Origin of the sequence: Arthrobacter sp. NPDC093128, from assembly GCF_040683875.1 — a bacterium.
GTDB lineage: Bacteria > Actinomycetota > Actinomycetes > Actinomycetales > Micrococcaceae > Arthrobacter.
Map to the genome: position 1 here is coordinate 1 of NZ_JBFBEY010000016.1, position 18155 is coordinate 18155.

General features: G+C 61.1%; 23 protein-coding genes. 12 read left to right on the forward strand and 11 right to left on the reverse strand.

Annotated elements, in window-relative coordinates:
• The 4 genes from AB0N24_RS18425 to AB0N24_RS18440 all read right to left on the reverse strand — a co-directional run.
• A partial coding sequence (locus AB0N24_RS18425) for a sigma-70 family RNA polymerase sigma factor (RefSeq protein WP_364127293.1) occupies positions 1-426 on the reverse strand: 426 nt, incomplete at its 3' end.
• Between the two features lie 1153 nt (positions 427-1579).
• Complete coding sequence (locus AB0N24_RS18430) at positions 1580-3316, reverse strand: hypothetical protein (protein ID WP_364127296.1); 1737 nt, start codon at positions 3314-3316, stop codon at positions 1580-1582.
• A 3-nt stretch (positions 3317-3319) separates the two neighbouring features.
• Entirely contained in the window at positions 3320-3673 is a 354-nt protein-coding gene (locus tag AB0N24_RS18435) for a helix-turn-helix transcriptional regulator (RefSeq protein WP_364127298.1), read from the reverse strand.
• Positions 3670-4737, reverse strand: a complete 1068-nt coding sequence (locus tag AB0N24_RS18440) for a site-specific integrase (RefSeq protein ID WP_364127301.1) — start codon at positions 4735-4737, stop codon at positions 3670-3672. The genes AB0N24_RS18435 and AB0N24_RS18440 overlap by 4 nt, the downstream gene beginning before the upstream one ends.
• A 1011-nt stretch (positions 4738-5748) precedes the next feature.
• On the opposite strand from AB0N24_RS18440, the gene AB0N24_RS18445 reads away from it, so the two are divergent.
• The 5 genes from AB0N24_RS18445 (at position 5749) to AB0N24_RS18465 (ending at position 7912) form a co-directional block, all read left to right on the forward strand.
• A complete protein-coding gene (locus tag AB0N24_RS18445) occupies positions 5749-6093 on the forward strand; it encodes a PadR family transcriptional regulator (RefSeq protein WP_364127304.1) in 345 nt (114 codons plus the stop codon).
• Complete coding sequence (locus tag AB0N24_RS18450) at positions 6090-6500, forward strand: hypothetical protein (RefSeq protein ID WP_364127306.1); 411 nt, start codon at positions 6090-6092, stop codon at positions 6498-6500. Before AB0N24_RS18445 ends, AB0N24_RS18450 begins: the two co-directional genes overlap by 4 nt.
• A gap of 280 nt (positions 6501-6780) precedes the next feature.
• Positions 6781-6963: a hypothetical protein gene (locus tag AB0N24_RS18455; protein WP_364127308.1), complete on the forward strand. Its 183-nt coding sequence runs from the start codon at positions 6781-6783 to the stop codon at positions 6961-6963.
• Positions 6964-7054: 91 nt separating this feature from the next.
• Positions 7055-7540, forward strand: a complete 486-nt coding sequence (locus AB0N24_RS18460; protein WP_364127311.1) for a GNAT family N-acetyltransferase — start codon at positions 7055-7057, stop codon at positions 7538-7540.
• 18 nt (positions 7541-7558) lie between these two features.
• Positions 7559-7912, forward strand: coding sequence for a hypothetical protein (locus AB0N24_RS18465; RefSeq protein ID WP_364127313.1), 354 nt, complete (start codon positions 7559-7561; stop codon positions 7910-7912).
• 307 nt (positions 7913-8219) lie between these two features.
• Here the strand turns inward: AB0N24_RS18465 and AB0N24_RS18470 are convergent, their stop codons facing one another.
• The 3 genes from AB0N24_RS18470 to AB0N24_RS18480 all read right to left on the reverse strand — a co-directional run bounded on the left by AB0N24_RS18470 (position 8220) and on the right by AB0N24_RS18480 (position 9403).
• Positions 8220-8630 carry an endonuclease VII domain-containing protein gene (locus AB0N24_RS18470; RefSeq protein WP_364127586.1) on the reverse strand — a complete coding sequence of 137 codons (411 nt, stop codon included), beginning with the start codon at positions 8628-8630 and terminating at the stop codon, positions 8220-8222.
• 79 nt (positions 8631-8709) lie between these two features.
• Entirely contained in the window at positions 8710-8853 is a 144-nt protein-coding gene (locus AB0N24_RS18475) for a hypothetical protein (protein ID WP_364127316.1), read from the reverse strand.
• A gap of 76 nt (positions 8854-8929) precedes the next feature.
• Positions 8930-9403: a hypothetical protein gene (locus AB0N24_RS18480; RefSeq protein WP_364127319.1), complete on the reverse strand. Its 474-nt coding sequence runs from the start codon at positions 9401-9403 to the stop codon at positions 8930-8932.
• Positions 9404-9637: 234 nt separating this feature from the next.
• Here AB0N24_RS18480 and AB0N24_RS18485 point away from each other — a divergent pair, with 234 nt between their 5' ends.
• The 3 genes from AB0N24_RS18485 to AB0N24_RS18495 all read left to right on the forward strand — a co-directional run bounded on the left by AB0N24_RS18485 (position 9638) and on the right by AB0N24_RS18495 (position 11450).
• On the forward strand, positions 9638-10114 hold the full coding sequence (locus tag AB0N24_RS18485; RefSeq protein WP_364127322.1) for a hypothetical protein: 477 nt from the start codon (positions 9638-9640) through the stop codon (positions 10112-10114).
• Positions 10115-10370: 256 nt separating this feature from the next.
• The gene (locus AB0N24_RS18490) at positions 10371-10544 is read left to right on the forward strand and encodes a hypothetical protein (RefSeq protein ID WP_364127324.1); all 174 of its coding nucleotides are present in this window, start codon (positions 10371-10373) and stop codon (positions 10542-10544) included.
• Between the two features lie 435 nt (positions 10545-10979).
• Entirely contained in the window at positions 10980-11450 is a 471-nt protein-coding gene (locus tag AB0N24_RS18495; RefSeq protein ID WP_364127326.1) for a hypothetical protein, read from the forward strand.
• Here the strand turns inward: AB0N24_RS18495 and AB0N24_RS18500 are convergent.
• Complete coding sequence (locus AB0N24_RS18500) at positions 11428-11751, reverse strand: hypothetical protein (RefSeq protein ID WP_364127328.1); 324 nt, start codon at positions 11749-11751, stop codon at positions 11428-11430. The genes AB0N24_RS18495 and AB0N24_RS18500 overlap by 23 nt on opposite strands.
• 112 nt (positions 11752-11863) lie before the next feature.
• Between AB0N24_RS18500 and AB0N24_RS18505 the strand changes: the two genes are divergently transcribed.
• A complete protein-coding gene (locus AB0N24_RS18505; RefSeq protein WP_364127330.1) occupies positions 11864-12880 on the forward strand; it encodes a hypothetical protein in 1017 nt (338 codons plus the stop codon).
• A gap of 325 nt (positions 12881-13205) precedes the next feature.
• Here AB0N24_RS18505 and AB0N24_RS18510 read toward each other — a convergent pair whose 3' ends face one another.
• Positions 13206-13790 (reverse strand): hypothetical protein, encoded by a 585-nt coding sequence (locus AB0N24_RS18510; protein WP_364127333.1) that lies wholly within the window; start codon positions 13788-13790, stop codon positions 13206-13208.
• Positions 13791-13963: 173 nt separating this feature from the next.
• Between AB0N24_RS18510 and AB0N24_RS18515 the strand changes: the two genes are divergently transcribed.
• Positions 13964-14695 (forward strand): DUF2511 domain-containing protein, encoded by a 732-nt coding sequence (locus AB0N24_RS18515; RefSeq protein ID WP_364127335.1) that lies wholly within the window; start codon positions 13964-13966, stop codon positions 14693-14695.
• 276 nt (positions 14696-14971) lie between these two features.
• Positions 14972-16222 (forward strand): GIY-YIG nuclease family protein, encoded by a 1251-nt coding sequence (locus tag AB0N24_RS18520; RefSeq protein WP_364127337.1) that lies wholly within the window; start codon positions 14972-14974, stop codon positions 16220-16222.
• Between the two features lie 40 nt (positions 16223-16262).
• On the opposite strand, the gene AB0N24_RS18525 is transcribed toward AB0N24_RS18520, so the two are convergent.
• Positions 16263-17090: a PH domain-containing protein gene (locus AB0N24_RS18525; protein ID WP_364127339.1), complete on the reverse strand. Its 828-nt coding sequence runs from the start codon at positions 17088-17090 to the stop codon at positions 16263-16265.
• Positions 17091-17226: 136 nt separating this feature from the next.
• Between AB0N24_RS18525 and AB0N24_RS18530 the strand changes: the two genes are divergently transcribed.
• On the forward strand, positions 17227-17454 hold the full coding sequence (locus AB0N24_RS18530; RefSeq protein ID WP_364127341.1) for a hypothetical protein: 228 nt from the start codon (positions 17227-17229) through the stop codon (positions 17452-17454).
• 41 nt (positions 17455-17495) lie between these two features.
• On the opposite strand, the gene AB0N24_RS18535 is transcribed toward AB0N24_RS18530, so the two are convergent.
• Positions 17496-18068 (reverse strand): hypothetical protein, encoded by a 573-nt coding sequence (locus tag AB0N24_RS18535; RefSeq protein WP_364127342.1) that lies wholly within the window; start codon positions 18066-18068, stop codon positions 17496-17498.
• Positions 18069-18155: the final 87 nt, after the last annotated feature.

Sequence of the window (18155 nt, forward strand, 5' to 3'; positions counted from 1 at the left end):
GGTGAGTGGGTTGGCCGGCCGCAGTCCGGCTTGTGGATTTAGCAGCTGTGAGAGTTTGTGTTTGGCGCGCGAGAGCCGCGACTTTACCGTGCCAGGCGGGATGCGCAGCAACTGGCTTACTTCAGTGGTACTCATTTCCTCGAGAACGCAGAGGGCGATGATTTCCTGGTCTTTTCGCCCGAGTGAACGGTAGGCGCGGTGCAGGAGCTGAGAGCGCCGGTCCTGGTCAACGGCGTCGGCCACGGAGTCGCCGTGATCCGGTGCCGTCTCGGCGCGGGGGAGTTTCCGGATGAGCTGCTCATACCGGAGGTTGGACCTGATGCGGTTCCGGGCCACGTTGGTGGTGGTGACCATCAGCCACCCGATTATTGAATCGTTGACCAGCCTGACACTTGATCTGCAGCGCCAGGCTTCGAGGAATACCATCGCGGTGATGTCTTCTGCTCATGGGAAGTTCTGACGAGGCGCAGGCTGTGACCGAAGACTCGGTCCCGGTGGAGAACGAAAAGTTCGGCGAAGGCAGGGCCGTCGCCCTCCAGGACCCGCGACCACAGCTCATTGTCCGTATGTGCCTTCCCTTGGTTCCCCATACCCATAAGTGTCCGGCAACCCCTTGGCAGTTCCATCAGGAATGAGCACAACTTTTTAGACGCCCCGCTGGACGCCAGCGGTACTGCAGATGGCCGCGGCCGCCAACCCAAACCGGGCCGAAAACTGGCGTCTGCCGACGGGAGCCGCTCGGGGTTAAGCTCGCACCATGAAGCCTCGCGGGTTACTTCTAGTCGGTCTTGGCGTCGGTGCCGCGGTTGTGGCCTTGGCACTCCTGCTGTTTAGCCGGCCAGGGAGCGGGGTGTGCCCGGCCATGGGTTACGCGTACGTCGGCCCAGTGGAGCTCCAGTTTTCCCATGAACCCACGTCGGTCGCAGCCTGCTTCGAGGAAGACTGCACTCCAGCGCCGGTGGCCAAAAGCCCTGATGGCAAGTGGATGGTGCCCCAGTCAGCGCCTTACCTCGTCCCACCCGCCAGCGTGAGAACTGTCTACGTTGAAGCCGCGCTCTCTTCGGGTTCCCGCATTGCCCACACATTTCGAATCGAAACGGAGCCCACCGGGGAGTATCCCTATGGCCGCGAGTGCGGAGGTCCGTACAGGTTCATGCCAGTTAAGGTACCGATCGGCTGAGCGACTCGATGGCCTCGGTTCCGGACACCCGTGCAGTACCCCGACGGCCGAGGTACCCTTCCGGGCACCCGTGCGGACCAGCCACCCCTCGAAACACAGCGAAACATTTCTCGCACACCCGCCCGCAGACGCCGTCCCGTAAGCATCGGTCGTTCAGCGGGAGCACATTGGCCGGGCCCTGGAGGACTCAACGGCGGCCGACAAAACGTCCCGTAAGACCGCTCCGATGAATTGTCCGGGGAAGGGCCTTATTGCAGCACAGCCCGGAAGGATCCAGCGGGAGCTGGTCGGTTGGACGGGGATGGCCGCGGGCGTTCTTCGCCATGGACGCACGCGGCGCCCTTCTTTCTCGTGTGAACATCAGGTTCGACTTCAACGACTCTTGGGAGCGGTTGTCCTTTAGTTCCTAGCCGGGTCCGGCAGATTGCGTGCCTGGCTGGCTGATGTTGCCGCGTGCCATACAGCAGCCCGTGCCACGGTGATGCCCGTCAGCCGGGCCAGGATGACCGGGGGCAGCTGCATTGCAAGTTGGCCCATGGCTGTACTGCGCGCGGGCGCGGGTTCCAGTCCGATCGCGCGGAGCCGCCGGTTCATGGTTGACGGTGTAACCGGCCGGCCGTGGATCGGCCCGGGGAATAGCCACTCGTGGTCTTCGCCGATGCCGCCAAATCGTGCCACAGAGCGTGCGGCCATCGTCGCCCGGGCGTGGATTTCGAGCGCCTCCGGAAGTTGGAGGGGCTCCGGACCGAAACGGATGTGGATGGTACTTTCCCCGGCGATGAAGTCCTGCAGGCGCAGGCCCGCGAGCTCGTGCGGCCTGGATCCATACACAAGTACCAGCCCTGCTGCCAGACGAAGGCCCGGGTCAAGTTCCACGGCCGGGTTGAGCACCTCACGCAGAAGCCTCTGCCTCTGGCTTTCTGCCAGCGCGGCGGTCTTCGGCAACGACGAGATGGGCAGGACTGGAAGGTGAGCTATGCGGATGATGGAGTTGTCCCGGCACCATTGAAGAAACGGGCGTATTCGTATGCGGTCCTTGGTCCCCGCGGCAAGCCAGGCATCAACGTGGGCCTGGCTGGCGGTTTGGAGGGTGCACGCGCTGGAGTGGAGCGAGTGCAGGAACCGTGAGACGAGGATGAGTTCACGTCGACGCCAACTTAGTTGGGACTCGGTGAGGGCCTTTAGGCGCGCCTGCCTCAGATGACGCCAGCGGGCGAATCGTAGGAAGGACCGCCGGTCTTCCGCACGGCCAATCTGCTCGGCTTTGTTGTTGACCCAGGTCTCGAGGGCGACAACCCGCTCGTCACGCACGGGCAGTGCCCCGGTCGTGACGAGGAAGGATCGAAGAATTTTGATCTGGTCCGGCGTCCCGTAGGAATTAAGGGATTCGTGAGTAATGACATCGCCGTCGGCGAGCATTCTCTTGAGAATCGGCCAGGTTGTCACTCCGGCGAAAAATCTGCTCCAGTGTGATGTGTCTGCGGCGAGGAGCACGTCCCGGGCACCGGCCAGGGAGGGTTGATTCCGCAGGACGTCCTGGCTGAACACCTCACGGATTTTGTCGTGGAACAGGCATTCACGGCAGAGCCGGGGACGGCCGGGTGCGCTCCGGTGGTCGACGTCGTCGCAGCGCGTGCAGGGCCGGAGCAGGGGCGGCAAGTTGGACCAGCAGTCCCCGCAGAGGGGGATGCCCTTTCGTCGGCCGCGGAGCTCTCTTGTGTTCAGGCACTGCCCGCAGACACCGTGGGTGGGTGAGCCGCGCAGCGAGATTGAGACTCCGGCGCGGCGCAACTGGTGGACGAGGGCGAGGAGCTTGAGGGGCCTTCGCCCTGTCTGGCCGTCCGGGATAAGACCACGGGTGTCGAGTTCAAACCAGACCCGCAGGCGGTCCTCCGGATCCGGAAGGGCTGCCTCCACAGCCTGTGCGACCACCGGGGCGGCGACCGGGTGGAGGTCCTCCAGCAGACCTTGGACCCGTTGGCACAGCCGTGTTGTTGCCGCTGGCAGTGCGATCTTCCAGCAGCCCGGGCACACGACACCGATCCCGGCTGAATGCCCGCCGCCCGCAGGCACTCCGCAGGCAAGACAGACATCTGCTGTTTCCCGGGAATCCGGGGCGGCCGGATCCGCTGACATGGTTTACTCGCCAGTTGGAGGCAGGACTGAGGCACGCCGCGGCAGAAACCCCTTCTCCTTCAGAACACCTACTCCGAATTCCGTCGGCGCCGAATGGTCAGTGCCTGTTCCTCGACGGCTGGCAGGTATTGCGATCTTGCCGATGAGATCATCGGCACTGCAGTCCAGAGCGTCCATCAGGGCCACCAGGACCTGAAGGTTGAGCCGCTCAGGCTTCTCCGCGGCCAGACGGTAAACCTGGCTCGCTGAGAGGTGGACGCCCCGCTCGTTGAGCAGAGGAATCAGCTTCGTGGTGCTGAATAAGCCCCTGGTGGCCATGACTTCCCGCAGCCGCCACTCGTAGTCCAAGGCGTTCATTCGATTTCCTTCCGATTCTGGGCTGCCTCAAGAACGCCAGAGATGGCGTTACGCATCATCTTGTTCGCGAAAGCGCCGCTGACGGCAGTGTAGAGGGCTGTAGTGGACTGGTAGACATGTCCGACCTGTCGTTGGATAAACACCGGGTCGACGCCGTCCTCGGTCAGATGAGTCACGTAGCTGTGCCGGAGGGCATGGGGAGACAGGACAGGATCCATCCCGAGCTCGTCGCGGTACTCAGCGAACCGCCGGTTCAGATGATCCGGGCTGACATGGCCTCCGCGCTCAGAGACCCACAAAGCATTCGATGACTCACTGCGCACGATCGGCCACACATTCTCAACGTAATCCTTCACCGCTTCGGCAGCCCACAAGTGAAGCGTTGCAACGGATCTGCGTTTGGGCGCCCCTCCCCTGGAAGACTTCCCGTTCCTGACGAGCAGCATGCCGAACTTCCCAAACTCGGGCGCGTGCGGATTCCGATAGAAGTCGGTCACCTCCAACAACGCTGCCTCCTGGGCTCGCAGACCCCAGGCATAGGCGACCTTGAACAGCGACGCATCCCGATAGGCGCCCAGCGCGCCCTTCCTTCCGGAGGCAAGCCTCATCTCGACCTGCTCGTCTGCGTAGTCAAGGAAGCGCTGCACCTCCGCCCTGGTCATCGGGCGCCTCCGAGGGCGACCCTCGAAATCCTGCAGATGGCGGGTCGTGTTCCACTCGGTGCACACCTGCATGGGATGCGTTCCAAACCGCTCCTCGCACTCGGCAACCCACCCATATAACGGAGAGCAAATGAACTCACAGAACTGTCCGACGGCGATCTGGTAGTTCCGCACTGTCGACGGGGCCCGCTGGCGGACGGACACTAAGTCCTCCATCCACTCATCAAACACCGCCGGCGTCCAATGCCACGGATACAGACCTGACGCTTCCCTGAACTGCTTGACGATTCCGAGCCCGGTCGCCACGGTGTGCTTGCGCAGATTACGGGCCCCGATGCGTTGAGCGCGCCACCCCTCGAGCATCGCTGCAAATACGGTCTCCTCCGCGTCAAGGTACGCCACGCCAGGAACGAGAAACAGTGACGCAGAGCCTTCGAAAGCTCTCCGGGAACCCATCCAGACAACCCCCTGTCGCATGTTTCATGCATTAAATGCAGGAAAATCTGATCCTGTCAACAATGACAGGGGTGACGGATAGCATCACGGAGCTATTAAAACTTCGGCACACGACTGGAATCCTGCATCTGATGCAATTCGCCGTGGAACCAGGTTTTGGGTGAGGGTGTCATTCGAATATATGTTCTATACTTATTCGGTGATCAAGCGTGGCACTCCCGACGACTCCGAGCGTATGTTTGCCCGGATTCAAGCCGAGGAGAGCCGACCGATTGATGACCCAGCTCCAATCCGAGAGTTCCCAAAGTATGGCCGGCCTCTGGTCTACGTGAGCGGGATCTACGGCAAGGCTGTGGGCTGGACGCACGCTTACGGCCTGGTTGAATGGCTGGACTCTTCAGGTAAGTACCATCTGGGCTGGGCACACTCATCGAGCATCAAGCGGGTGACACCGGAAGAGTGGAAAGGCGAGAGTGGACTGTAATAGTCCTCTGAGATCGACTCCAGCACCCAGAGATGACTGCGTGCGGATATTGTCTACTTTGCCCGTCGACATGTTAGCTGAGCTCACCCGTGCGGTTGGTCGACACGCAGCATCTCGACCGGCGTTCCGTACTCGCCCTCAAACTGAGAGGCGAGCGCCGGTGACCATGGGCGCGCAGGTCGTTTATCGCGCCCTGGGCTACGTCACCGACTCACTTGATCTCCTTGGGCAGCACGACCGGCTCGTCGAATCGCTCGAAGTTTCTCAGCCCCGCACCAGGACCCCAGCACCATAGCCGCGGTCGGGGGGGTGGGTAGCGAAAGTCCCTCTGAACAGCCGCTTTGCATAGGCACGCGGGCCGCCGGGGCCTCGACACCCAACCCCCAACCTTCAAACCGGGCCGCTTTGTAGCCACGATTGGCCCTTAGTCCGATTTGGTTGCGCAGCTACCTAGTTAGTGACACTATCTATCTGTGAGTGAGATCGACTTTGACCAGGAGCTGACCCGCGCAGCGCTTCCGCAGGCAGTGCTCGCGGTGCTCAGTCACGGCGAGAGTCACGGCTACGCGATCGCCGAGGTCCTTCGTCAGCACGGCTTCACGCGCATCAAAGGCGGGACGCTGTACCCGCTTTTGAAGAGACTGGAGGACCAGGGTTTCGTGGAGCACACATGGCAGCATGACCAGGCAGGTCCGGGCCGCAAGCAGTTCAGGCTCACCGAGCAGGGCCGCCAGGAACTGGAGCGCTCGGCGACAGCCTGGCGCCGAATGAGCCAGGCACTCACCGACATCCAGACGACACGACAGGAACGACCATGAGCTACGAGCGAAGCCTGACTTTCAATCTCAGAGTGCGTGGGCTCTCTGAGGTTGAAATAGCCGAAGCCCTCGATGAAGTCCGGGCACACGAGGCAGCCACCGGGACTCCTGCGGAAGCCGAATTCGGCACAGCCGAGGAGTATGCGAAGCAGTTCCCCAAGCAGAAGAGGCGGACGCGGGGGAAGACCATCAATGCAATCAGCACAGCCCTGGCTGTGGCTTATGTCCTGCTCGTGGTCGTCCTGATGCTCGTCTTCAGAGTGGACATCCGCGACTTCGTCGGGCCGGTCACGCTCCTGCCGGCCGCAGGACTTGTCCTGGTTGGTCTACTGGCTGGCTTTCTCACCGACTACTTCCAACCGGCGCAGAAGCGCGAAAAACCGACTGTAGTTGCAGGCCGTGAGTAGCAGGAGCCGCAAAGTAAGGCTCGGTGTGCTGGCTGGTATCGCCGTGTCTGTCACCGCCTTCTTCCTCTGGGCATCTTGGAGGAGCGATCAGATCGTCGCTGAGCTGAAGTCGATTGCCGACCGTCTTCAACCAGAGCCGGGGTGGGAGAACTTGGATACCCAGCCTCCGGTGGCTGCTGCACTGTGCATCCCACTTGATGGACCTTGTTCCCAGTACGCATACAGGTGGGACACTCACCGGAAGTACCGGGAAGGTGACCTGGAGCGATACGTTCAGCAAGTGGGTTTGATCCCTCAGGAGTTCGAGGCGTGCGAGCGGAACCCCCGCCTCAACGCAGGCGGACTGACCTGCCGGGGCATTGGGGTCATTGACGGCTGGAACGTACGCATCTCGATCACTGACTACGGCCAGGACGACGACACCAACATCGTGCAGATCGTGGTCAACAAGTACGGCCACTGAGGGCCCCACTGCCCATCCCGGGAAGGCGTCTGTGGGAAGATCATGCTGCTGAATACGGCAGCCGGATACGGGCACAAACTGAAGCAGGGACATGGACATAAGACGAGCCGACCGGGGTGACCAGGTGGCAATAGGCAACCTGATACTCCCCTGGGACCGGGACAACGGTCCGAGGTACAAGGATGGGCGTGGTCGGGTCAGCGAACGTGAGTTCGTCGCCGAGGACGCTGACGGGATAGTGGGCTGGATTTCGGGACAACACGACGCGAGGGTATGGCAGTTTCTCGCTGCGTACGAGGACCAGCCCGACAACTGGGCCTGCTCGCTTATTGTGAAGTTTTTCGTGCAAAAAGAGAGGCGGCGCCAGGACATCGGTGCCGACCTTCTGGCGTTCTTTGAAAGAGACGCCCAGGACGCAGGCCGCGATCTCGTTGTGGTGTCTCCCGACGAAAAGGGGGAGAAAGAGAGGCTTCTTAGCTTCTACCGTAAACACGGGTATGAGTACATGGACCCTTGCAGCGATTATTCGACGAGGCCGCCGTGGTTCATGGCGAAATCCTTGCCGGTCCTGCGGTAGGCAATGAAGGCTGGTTCAATGGACGATCTGACTCCTGACATGGAGATGAGTTCCAGGGAGGCTGCGGCATACCTGAGCGGACCGGTCGGATACACCTTGAGCGCGGAGTTTCTGCGAAGTCTGAGGTACGTCGGGCGGGGTCCGCTCGTTGAGAAGCGAGGGGCCAGGCTTGTCTACCGTAAGGCGACCCTGGATGCGTTCCTGCTGGAGCACGGCACTGATCCCGCTGCTTGGTATGCGGGTATCTGGCGGGACTTGGCGGCGGAGATCCGCGTAGTGTCCGCGGCTACCGGCGTGGGCGGTTTTGAACCTCTGATCGAGACGCTGGAGAAGCATGACCCGGAGGGCTGGGACCCAGACCAGGCGAAATAACAGTGTCGGTCCGCTTCTTCCAACACCCGACGCCATAACCCCACTGCCGCCAGGCTGATCTCGCGCCGGTCTTTTCCAGGGACTCAGCGAACTTCTCATGGTGTTCGGCCGAACCGTAGCCGGCGGCCGACGTGCTCTCGGCTTTGAGGCCCTGGTCTTTGTGACGGCATGAGTAGACCGTCCCTTCGATGCGACCGCCCATCCAGTTGTGATCCAGTCCTAACCAGACGGTGGACACACTTGGTAGCCATTGGATTAGGGGGCAGACGGGGCGGCTACCAACCAAAAGACCCCGCCTGCTCCCGGTCTAAGAGCGACGCAGGTACTGCTCGATGTCCGTGAGGTCGTGGCCAACGTCCCACAGCGCGTTCTGCATGTAGGCAAAGGCGTTTTGCAGGATCATCGTGCTGTCCTTGAAGCGGGCCAGTCCCGTGTTGCAGTTCCGGCAGAGCAGACCACGCACCTTCCCGGTGACGTGGCAGTGGTCGAGCAGGAGACGCTCGCCCGTATCCGCCTCCGCTGTACGGCAGATGGCGCACTCGTGGTCCTGCGCAGTGGCCATGGCTTCGTATGTGGGGATGTCGATGCCGTACTTGCGGAGGCTGTAGTGGAAATTCACCACCGGCTGGCACGTGCCGCAGTACCTCCTGCGGCTCCCGTTCCCAGCGACGAACTCCGTCGAGGGGTAGAACTCCTTGCATCTGGGGCACATCTCCATCACGCACCTGCCTCGGGGGCGACCAGCTTGTAGGCGGACGGGTCCTTGGCTACGGCCTTGGCCTTGGTGAGCGACATCATCACGCTTCACCAGCCTCGGGGAATGCCGATGCCGGGTGGTGGGGTGACGCAGCCTTGTCGATGCGGTTCTTCTTCTGCTGAAAGGTTTCCTCCGTCGCGCCTTCCCCGGTCGTAACGGCGGATGCGATCGTATCTGTTGCCATCTGTGGCTATCTCCTACTTGCGGGTGTTGCGTGGAGAAGCGAGAACAGGCCCTGCACGTGCGTCACCTCGTCGGCCTCACGGCCGTCCCGGTGTGTTTCCGAACCGCTCCCGCGCAGTTCGAGCGGACATGCCGAGGGCCGCACCGATAACCTCCCAGGAGTCTCCGTTCGCGCGGGCGGCGCTGACGGCGGCGTCGAGCTCGGCCTGGGCCTTCGCGGCAGCCGTCCGGGCAGCGGTGATCCGGCGGAAGTCCGCGGCGTCCCTATCAACGTGAGGCGCCGGGCTCAGGCGAAGGAGCGTACCATCCACCCGCAGCGGCGCGGCTAGGTGCTCGACGTGCAGGACGTAACCTTCATCGGGCTCGCGCTGTACGTAGACGGTGAGGACGGCCTTTCCCTCGCTGTCATCAAAGTCCACTTTCCCGTAGCTCTCACTCGGGCCAACAGGCCATGGCCGCGGCTTCAACCGCCCTCCAGCTTCGTACTGCGTCGGCTCGGGGACGGGCTTCCCAACCCGGAAGCCGGGGGCTTGCGCTTCGCGAGGGGTCATACTGACCGTTCTCCTTCAAGTTGTCTTCCCACTGCACCCCGATGCATAGGGGCCACAGCAAGGGCTCTGAGATGGGCGATACTGCTTCATATTCGATTCCCCCATCCACTTGATCACTTGATGTTCGCAGCGGCATGCGGGCAGCGCTCTAGTACAAATACCAGTACAAGTCACTGCGGGTTGAAGCGCACGAGTACCCGGTACTCGATTCTCCCCGCCAAGAGGAAAACGACCATGCAGGCCTCCGAAGCACTTAGCAGAGACGACGAGTATCCGAAGGGCTTCTATCTTCGCGTCGTAGACGGTCGAGCGTGGCTGCGTGGTTACCGATGCGATGACGGGCACAGTTGGTCACCCGACGACCGGTTCATCTTTCAGCTTCCGCCGCTGCCAATTCCTGGGGGACGAAATGGCTCGAACATACAACGCACCGGCTTTCTCACCGGAGTAATCCTGCTGCCCATTGGCTGGATACTCTTATTCCCGCTCGGGGGCCGGTCCGCCAACTCCGCATACCGCAGTGAGGATGACTGGTACACCTTCCTCTCGATATGCGGCGGCCTTCTGATCCTGGGAGGCTTCTTCCTGATGCTCGTCAGTATCTTCCTCGCTCTGCGCAAGATCGGCAGAGTGACTTCGACCGTGAACATCGTGCACGCCCGGAAACCGGTGTCGGACGAAGAACCAGCCGCAACCGCGTCAGTAGAGTGAGCCCATGATTACCTCTCGGTACACAGCGCCGGCCCGCATCGCCTTTGCTGGGCTGCTTCTCGCCGGCTGCGCAGCACCCGTGTCCCCGACAGCCGAAGAGACCATTGCTTCATGTTGACTTCGACGACCACCTGAGAAGCTTCTACTTTGATGCGTGTGGTTTCCGGCCCGCCAACGCTGGTCTCATCCAGCTGCGTTAGCATCGACGACGGCGACCGCCAGAGAGCCACAGACAACTTGCACGAAGGATTGTCACGTGAACAGCACCTTGCAGAACATCCAGAAGGCTGTGCTGAGTGCGCCGGCCGTTCATGGCATCAAGATCGTCGGAATCGATGGGCCTTCAGGGTCAAGCAAGAGCACATTGGCGGGGAAATTGGCCCCATTACTGAATGCCCCGATCATTCCGATTGACGATTTCGTTTCCTAGAACAACTTTGGCGGATGGTGGCCTAGGTTCGAGCAACAGGTCCTGGACCCCCTACTCAACGGATACCCGGCCCGCTTGGGAGGGCGACGAGTTCGGTGATTCCCTGGGACGCTGGACAACGGTGAACTGGAGTCCGGTGGTGCTCGTCGAAGGCGTTACGTGCACCAGACGAGAGAGCATCGGCAGGATTGCATTTGCGGTATGGGTGGAGGCTCAAAAGGATGAGCGTCTGCGACGTGGCATAGAGCGCGACGGAGAAGGTCATAGGGAACTGTGGCACCGCTGGATGGATGAGGAGGACAAGTTATTCGCTGCGGATAAAACGCGACTCCGGGCTGACCTCATAGTCCCTGGACATTAGGGCAAGCGAGACCGCCGTCCCCAAGTTCGCCTCAGGCCTGTATAAATTGTCAGCGCCTGGTGGGATCCTGAAGCATGGCTAGCAAGCGTCGCCGATCCAGCAAGGCGTCCGCAGCAGGCGCCGGTGCGCTCGGGTGTGGCCCCTTCGGCTTCTTCCTCGCACTCGCCGCGATCGGGCTTCTCATCCAGTATTGGTGGGTTCTCTTGATCGCATTTGGGGTGATCACGCTGACCGTGGCACTGGTGCATAACGCCAGGACCCCCGCCCCTCCTGCCACGGCACGGCCGCCCAATCCGGTCCGGATTCCTGAGCCCAAGGCCCTCGTCAACGATGACCTCGCGGCCCAGATGCGCGCCACCAAGCATGCCCGCCACGTGCAGGCGATGCAGGAGTGGGACTACGAGTGGATCCGGCTGACCTATCAAGAGAAAAGCCATCGGGAGATCAGTGAAATCGCCAACGCCTTCTTCGCGAGGGGAAGGTCCGTCGGCGTCAACAGTGAGGGACCCTCCGCCCGGCGAATCAATGACCCCAAGTCCGATTAGGGCTGACCTCAAGGCCGGTGTCGAACTTAGGCAGTTCCTTGTTCCAAGGGTGCTCGGGAGGCAGGCCGACTCTCGGGTCGGCGGCGAGCTCGCGGTACCACGGCGGGAGCATCACGGGCACTTCGTCGGTCGGCGTGCCGAGCAGATCCCAGCGGTCCTCATAAGCCTGGACTGTCTCAGTCCCGACATGAGCCTGATCCGGCCCGGCGTTGCGTGCCCCGGGAGTTGCGCTCTTGAAATCACCCGAGTCCCTTCGAAAATCACTCTTACTCCAAACCTTGACCGGTCCAGTCTCAATCATCAGTTCTTGTACGATTCCTGATCCAAACTTGAGCCAGTTCTCGGCATCAGGGGCGTAGCCTTCAAGGGCTGCTTAGGGAAAGCTCGGGAACAAGTGCATCGGGTCGAAATTGGTGCCCACGATCCAGGGGTTTTTGGTAGTACTACTCGAGCATTCACTCGAACAAATGGGGGCAAAATTGAAGAGAGCTGTTCCGGTCACCGCGCTGGCCACCGTCCTGGTACTGAGCGGCTGTGGCGGGGGTCCGTTCCCCCAGAACTCCGCCTCGGCGACACCGTCCGACACCGCCAACTCAAAAGAAACGACTTGTACTCAGCTCTTCTCTGGCGGGAAGGACAGCCGATTCATTAAGGCAACAGCATTCCTGAAGGACTTCAGCACCAACATCACGCCGGATGAATTGATGGAAGCCAAGACCATCTCCCAGGATCTCGACTCTGTTGCGCATGGCGCCAACGATGAGTTGAAGCATCAGGTGCAGGAACTCCGCAAACCGTTTACGGCCCTCCTCTCCGCTAATTCGGGGAGCCACACCATTGAAATTGATGGCTTCAAAGCCGCCGGCAACAAGATACTTGAGCTGTGTCCCGAGCAGGTAGCAGAGTCCAATGCAGAAATTGCAGCGCGGCCGCCGAGTAAGACTCCCACGACGACACTTACTCCTACACCGGCGCCGGCTGGCTCACCAAAGAGTGTTCGCGGCAATCTCGTTGTGCAAGCGGGTGACGTGCTCGAACTCCAGCACAACGGAGTCAGGACTGTTGCCATCACAGTGAAGGGCATCACCCCCAACGCGGAATGCTATTCGTCCCTGTTCAACCCCGATCAGGGGCAGTCAGTTGTGCTGGACATGGAGATCATCACCACGCCGGAACTGGGCCAAGCCCTTTACCCGACGTTCACCACAATTGTCGACTGGAAGGCAGTTACCGCCGACGGAATTACCGTGAACGGCCGACTCGATAACATCAACTGCATCGCGCCGGCGCAACGGGTCCCGTCAGAGATTGGTCCAAGCGAAAGGATCGTCGGCAAGATGGCGTTCGACGTGCCCCCAGGCGCGGGAACCCTCATCTGGCGCCCCTCCGGTGCCACCAGCGGCTGGGAATGGGCCTATCCCTCCCAATAGCGATGTATTGGATTATTGCCATTTTGAGGATGCGGGCGACGCAGGAGTGGGACTACGATCCGGCTGACCTATCCGGAGATGAGCAACCGGGAGCTCAGTGAAATCGCCAACGCTTTCTTCGCGAGAGGATGGTCCGGTCGGCGTCAACAGTGAGGGACCTTCCGACCGCCGCATAATGGCCCTAGGCCCGATTAGGGCTGACCTCAAGGCCGGCGTCGAACTTAGGACGTCAACGTTCGAGGGCATTAAGAGCACTTCCATGTCGTGCATGGGACCTCAGTACACGATCGCGAGATGGAAGGATCCACAGTCGGCTCCTGGTGGCCTACCACTCCGGCAATTCCTCCTTCCAAGGGTGATCCTCTGGCAGGCCGATTCTTGGGTCGACGGCGAGTTCGCGGTACCACGGCGGGAGCATGATGGGGACTTCGTCTGTCGGCATGCCGAGCAGGTCCCAGCGGTCCTCGTAGTCCGCGACAATGTCGGTGCCGACACGAGCCTGTTCCATCCCGGGATTGCGTCTCCCGGCAGGTACGCCCGGCTCGTTCTGCCAGTTCCTGTGTCCGATCCATGCTGCGGCCGCAATGTGGTCTCTCGGGACGATGAAGGTCCGGGGCGCCGCCGTCGGCACATCGGGGTCGAGCATGACCAGCGCGTACCACTCGTGCTGGGAGAGCGCCCGCTGCTGCGACTTCACGCCGAGCTGCCACCGGTTTTTGGCCTCCAACCGTTGTCTTCTCATCGACTTGACCTGCACCTCGATGGTCTGCCGCTTCCCTTCGGTCTGGACGGCGAGGATGTCGGTGCGCTCAAGCCCGTCCCGGGTGAGGGCCACGGCCCAGCCGTACCGTGACAGCACCGAACACACCCAGTGCTCCCCCGCGCTCTTGGTCATCTTCGTGTCGGCCATGTTCTGGAGCGTAACAGCGACCCTGAGTCGGGACGATCAGCGTTCGAGAAGTCTGCGTTCGTGGAGCGCGGCCGGGACGTCCGGCGCGTGGACCTCGCGGGAGCATCGCACGATTCTTGCGTCGTTGCGTTCGCCTCACCAATCGACCGCAGCCGCGTCAGTAGAGTGAGCCCATGATTACTTCTCGGTACACAGCGCCGGCCTGCATCGCCTTTGCCGGGCTGCTTCTCGCTGGCTGCGCAGCGCCCGCGTCCCCGACTGCCCAGGAGACTTCAACACCGTCGACTTCGACAGTGTCCACAGCATCAGCGGCTCCGGTCAGCACGCTGACTGACGCGGAGCGTGTGACCAAGGCGGAGGCCGAAGTCCAGGCCGAACTTCCCAACGCGCCCATCTGGAAGGGCATGACTTTCAAAGGCGTCGTCGTGGACGACTCCGAGATCTGCGTTGACCGCACCTGGGCTCCAGGAGGAGGCCCGGATCATGTCGGCGGGAACGCAGGCTACGTCGTAGTCAGCTTTCCTGCGGTCGCCCTCAGTAAGCCCAAAGACGGAACCTGCGCAGGTTATGCACCAGCAGCTGCCAAAGCACCCACCAAGGTTGAGGTGCCGTCAGAGATAGCCAAAGATCCGGGTCTTCTTGTCAGCACCGACTTCGGAGATAAGTGGCCGCTGACAGTTCCTTACGTTACGGCCCATTGTCAGGCCATCACCGTAGACGGCCGCCGCCTCAAGGCTGTCTTTCTCGATGCCCCCGGGGGTAAGACTTACGCAGGCAATGGCACGGCCAAGGACCACAGCAGCCATCCCGACATTGATCCAATCTGGGCACCGCATCCAGATGTCTCCGGCCTGAAAATCGACATCAGCCCGGTCAATGATGCCGCGCTTGGGCTGTGTAATTGACCCTCGCAGGGATACTTCTCGTTCGCACTGCGACGGGAACCCCTCCTATGGGTTCAGATCATGAGGGAAAGCGAGCGGGGTATCCGCACCGAACGACGGCATTCCTCGCTGGATTGCCACACTGGCTTTGGGGCAGGTTCCGGGGACACAGAGCGGTACGAGTTCGACTGCCCCTGCGGGAAGGGCATGTTATCGAGGAGCATGAGTTGGGTTGGAAGGAGCCGGTGGTTGGTAGCCTCATCTCGTGCGCACTCAGGCGCTAACTAAGGGGGCACCATGGATTCGTCTCGACCACCAGGCTGGTATCCGTGCCCGAGTTATCCGCACCTAGTCGACCTCGTCCAATGGTGGGACGGAAGTCGGTGGGAATTCCGCCTCGGGAACGTCGTCGATGACGTAGAGCGTGACGCTCGAAAAGCCGAGCTTGGCAGGCTGCAATCCGAAATTGAGACTGCCAAGGTGGCCCTACGGAATCTACAGGAAACGGTAGAGGCTACGCCGACCGATAACCTTCCAGCTGCCCTCGGCTTTCGCGATTACAAATCGATTGCGGACAACTCGGAGTCCGTCATGAGTGAAATCAAGTCGCTCCGCTCACGGGCGAAAACGGTTCTCCGCAGCAAAGCTGCAATATCGGATTTTCCCGCAGACATGACTTCCGCCGACGGGTTCTCCTTCGAGATGTCGAAGAAATTCATGGCCAATATCGGACCGCTCCTCCTCGGCATTATGAATCTTCAGGTCGAGATCGAAGCAACCCGCAGGACTGGCAGCTTCTGGGAGGGCAAGCGACGCCTCAACAAGACCTGGGACAAGCTCAACGAAGTTGCTAAGCAGTTCGGCGGCTACCTGGACTATGAGTACTTCTCACTGCGTGAAGAGGAACTCGCGCTCTTGGAGGTCCACAGGAACAGCGTCCTGAGGGAGAAGGAGGAAGAGCGTGAACGCCGCGCCGAGCTGCGGGAAGAACTCAAAGTCCAGCAGGAACTCGAGGCAGAGCGTGCAAAACTCCAGAAGGAGCTAGACCACTACTACAACGTCATGGTGGCGTTGGAGGCGCAGGGTGATACGTCCGGAATCGCCCGGGTGGAAGAGCAGATCCTCGCTCTTGAAGAGGAGCTGAAAGAAATCGACTTCCGTGCCGCGAATATCCGAGCTGGCTACGTCTACGTCATCTCCAACATTGGCGCCTTCGGTCCTGACATTGTCAAGATCGGTCTGACCAGGCGGCTGGAGCCACTGGACCGCATCCGGGAACTGAGCAGCGCCTCGGTGCCGTACAGATATGACGTCCATGCCCTGTTCTTCTCTGCTGATGCCGTGGGCATTGAGACCATGCTGCACGGCCACTTCGATGACCGCCGTGTGAACAAAGTGAACCGCCGCAAGGAATTCTTCCGGGTCCGACCTGACGAGGTTTTAGCCGCACTTCAGAAGCACGACGTGGAGCTGGTTGACTGGGTCGACGAAGCCGAGGCTGAGGAGTTCCGGCTCGGGCTCACCCTAAACTCCCCGCCGGCAGGATGAGCTTTTACTGAAGGCAGGCTTTACGAGCGCTAGCATCACTTCAGCCTTGCTTGGACAGGAGGATTGCTTTCTGCGTCTGGAACTCTTCGTCGTTGAGGATTCCCTTTGCGTGGAGTTCAGCGAGGCGTTCGAGCTGAGCGATGAAATCGTCCGCGGGAGCAGTAACCGGAGCGAAATCCGGCGCCGTCGGTTGATGTGCGGTGGCAGTCTGGGCATTGCGGATCGCCTTGGCGAGCGAGTCGCCCTGCCCATGTCCGAGGGCCGTGACCAATGCTTTGGTCCCGGAGTGGTTGATCGTCAGGGTTTCCCCTCCGATCGCTTTCTTCAGGTCGACGGCCTGGATAGCGCCGAGCGAAAAGGAAGTGAGGTCCTCTGATCCGATGCTTTTTTCGAGGAAAAGCAGGCGGCGGTCCGTGGCTGCAGCTATCCCGGCCTTGTTTTCCAGCCTCCCCACTCCAATCGCCTGCACGGTTTCGCCACGGTCCAGAACGTTGGCGAGGTGGGCAATTTCCTTCCGGCCAAAAATGCGCAACGCTACCTGGCTGGCCGCGGCCTGAACCCCATGATCGTCCAGCATGCCCTCCGGAAGCCCTTCGGAAATTTTGATCAGGTGCTTGTAGTGCTTGTTACCGAGGCCTTCGACGCGCCACTCAATGTGCGTCTTGTCAGCATCAGGAACGATTGACCCGGTGATCTTTGCGGCCCACTGATTGCTCAGCAGCGCCTGCGGAACGTCTACAGCAATCTCATCCGGGTTCAGAGACTTAACTTTGAATTTCGCTTGCTCAACAGCTAAAGGGAGCACCTTAAGGGCTGTCTCGTGGTCGGTGAGCAGGGTCCATTCAACTGTCCGGGAAATCGTCGCCATGCCAGAACTGTAGCCTGCCGAATGCCGGAAATCGCGTTTGGACGCACGTACCGCGTGGGGGCTGGCGGGGCGATTAGCCCACCGTAAGAGCGTTGGCCTCACCGATCGGCCGAAACCGCGTCAGTAGAGTGAACCCATGAACGGTGACAGAAAGCCGATGTCAGAGCCGAATAGCCGAGCCGACAAATCCGGGGGCCCGGCATTCCTCCAGCTCTGCATCGTCTTTTTCATACTGGGGGTGGTCCTGCTGATTATGGGAAATCTGGCGTGGATCGCCTTCCTCACGATGGGAGCAACGTTCCTCATCATTGGAATGCAGAAACGAGCCAAGAAGGACCAGCCCGGCGAGGGCACGCCCGACTGACCCCATCGGATGAGGCGTACCTTCGGCTTGTGCTCTCGGTTTCAGGAGAAGCAGCCAGGGTAGCCCTCTTTGAAGCTGCCTATGTCTGCGGCGGAGAGCGTTCCGTCTGGTTGGAACGGGATGGTCGCGTACGCGCAGGATAGGTGTGCCTCGTCGGTTGTCTGGCCTTTGTTGTTCGAGACGCAGAGGTCAGCGCTAATGTCGCCGCCCGCCCGCACGGTCCCGCCGAGCGGAGCACAGACTGTCTGTTCTTTGGCAAGCCGTTCTGCCCTGTCCTGCGCGGCCTTGGCTGACGCCTGGGCCTCCGCTGCGGCAGCGGAGGCCTTAGTTTGTGCTGATGCTGCGGCTGATGCCTGCGCTGCTTCTTGCTTCGAGAGGGACTCGTCGCATCGCTCAATGGCCTGGTCGGCAATCGCGCGAGCCTGGGGAACCGGGACGCCCACATGCTGCGAGAAGGCGGTATCCAGTTTAGGGTCGCCCTGGTTATCCCCTGTCGCGAGGTAGTGGAGGATCTTGCTTCCGAAATCGCATTGGTCGTGTACAGCTTGAATTAGTCCGGCGGAAGCAGAGCCGGGGTTCTCTGTCGCACGCCCCATGGCGGTATCGGTAGTCATGCTTTCGGGGCTGCCTGAACAGCCGGCCAAGATAACTGCTGCCGCGACTATGCCCAATAGCGCGGTGATCTGAGGCTTGGCACGGCG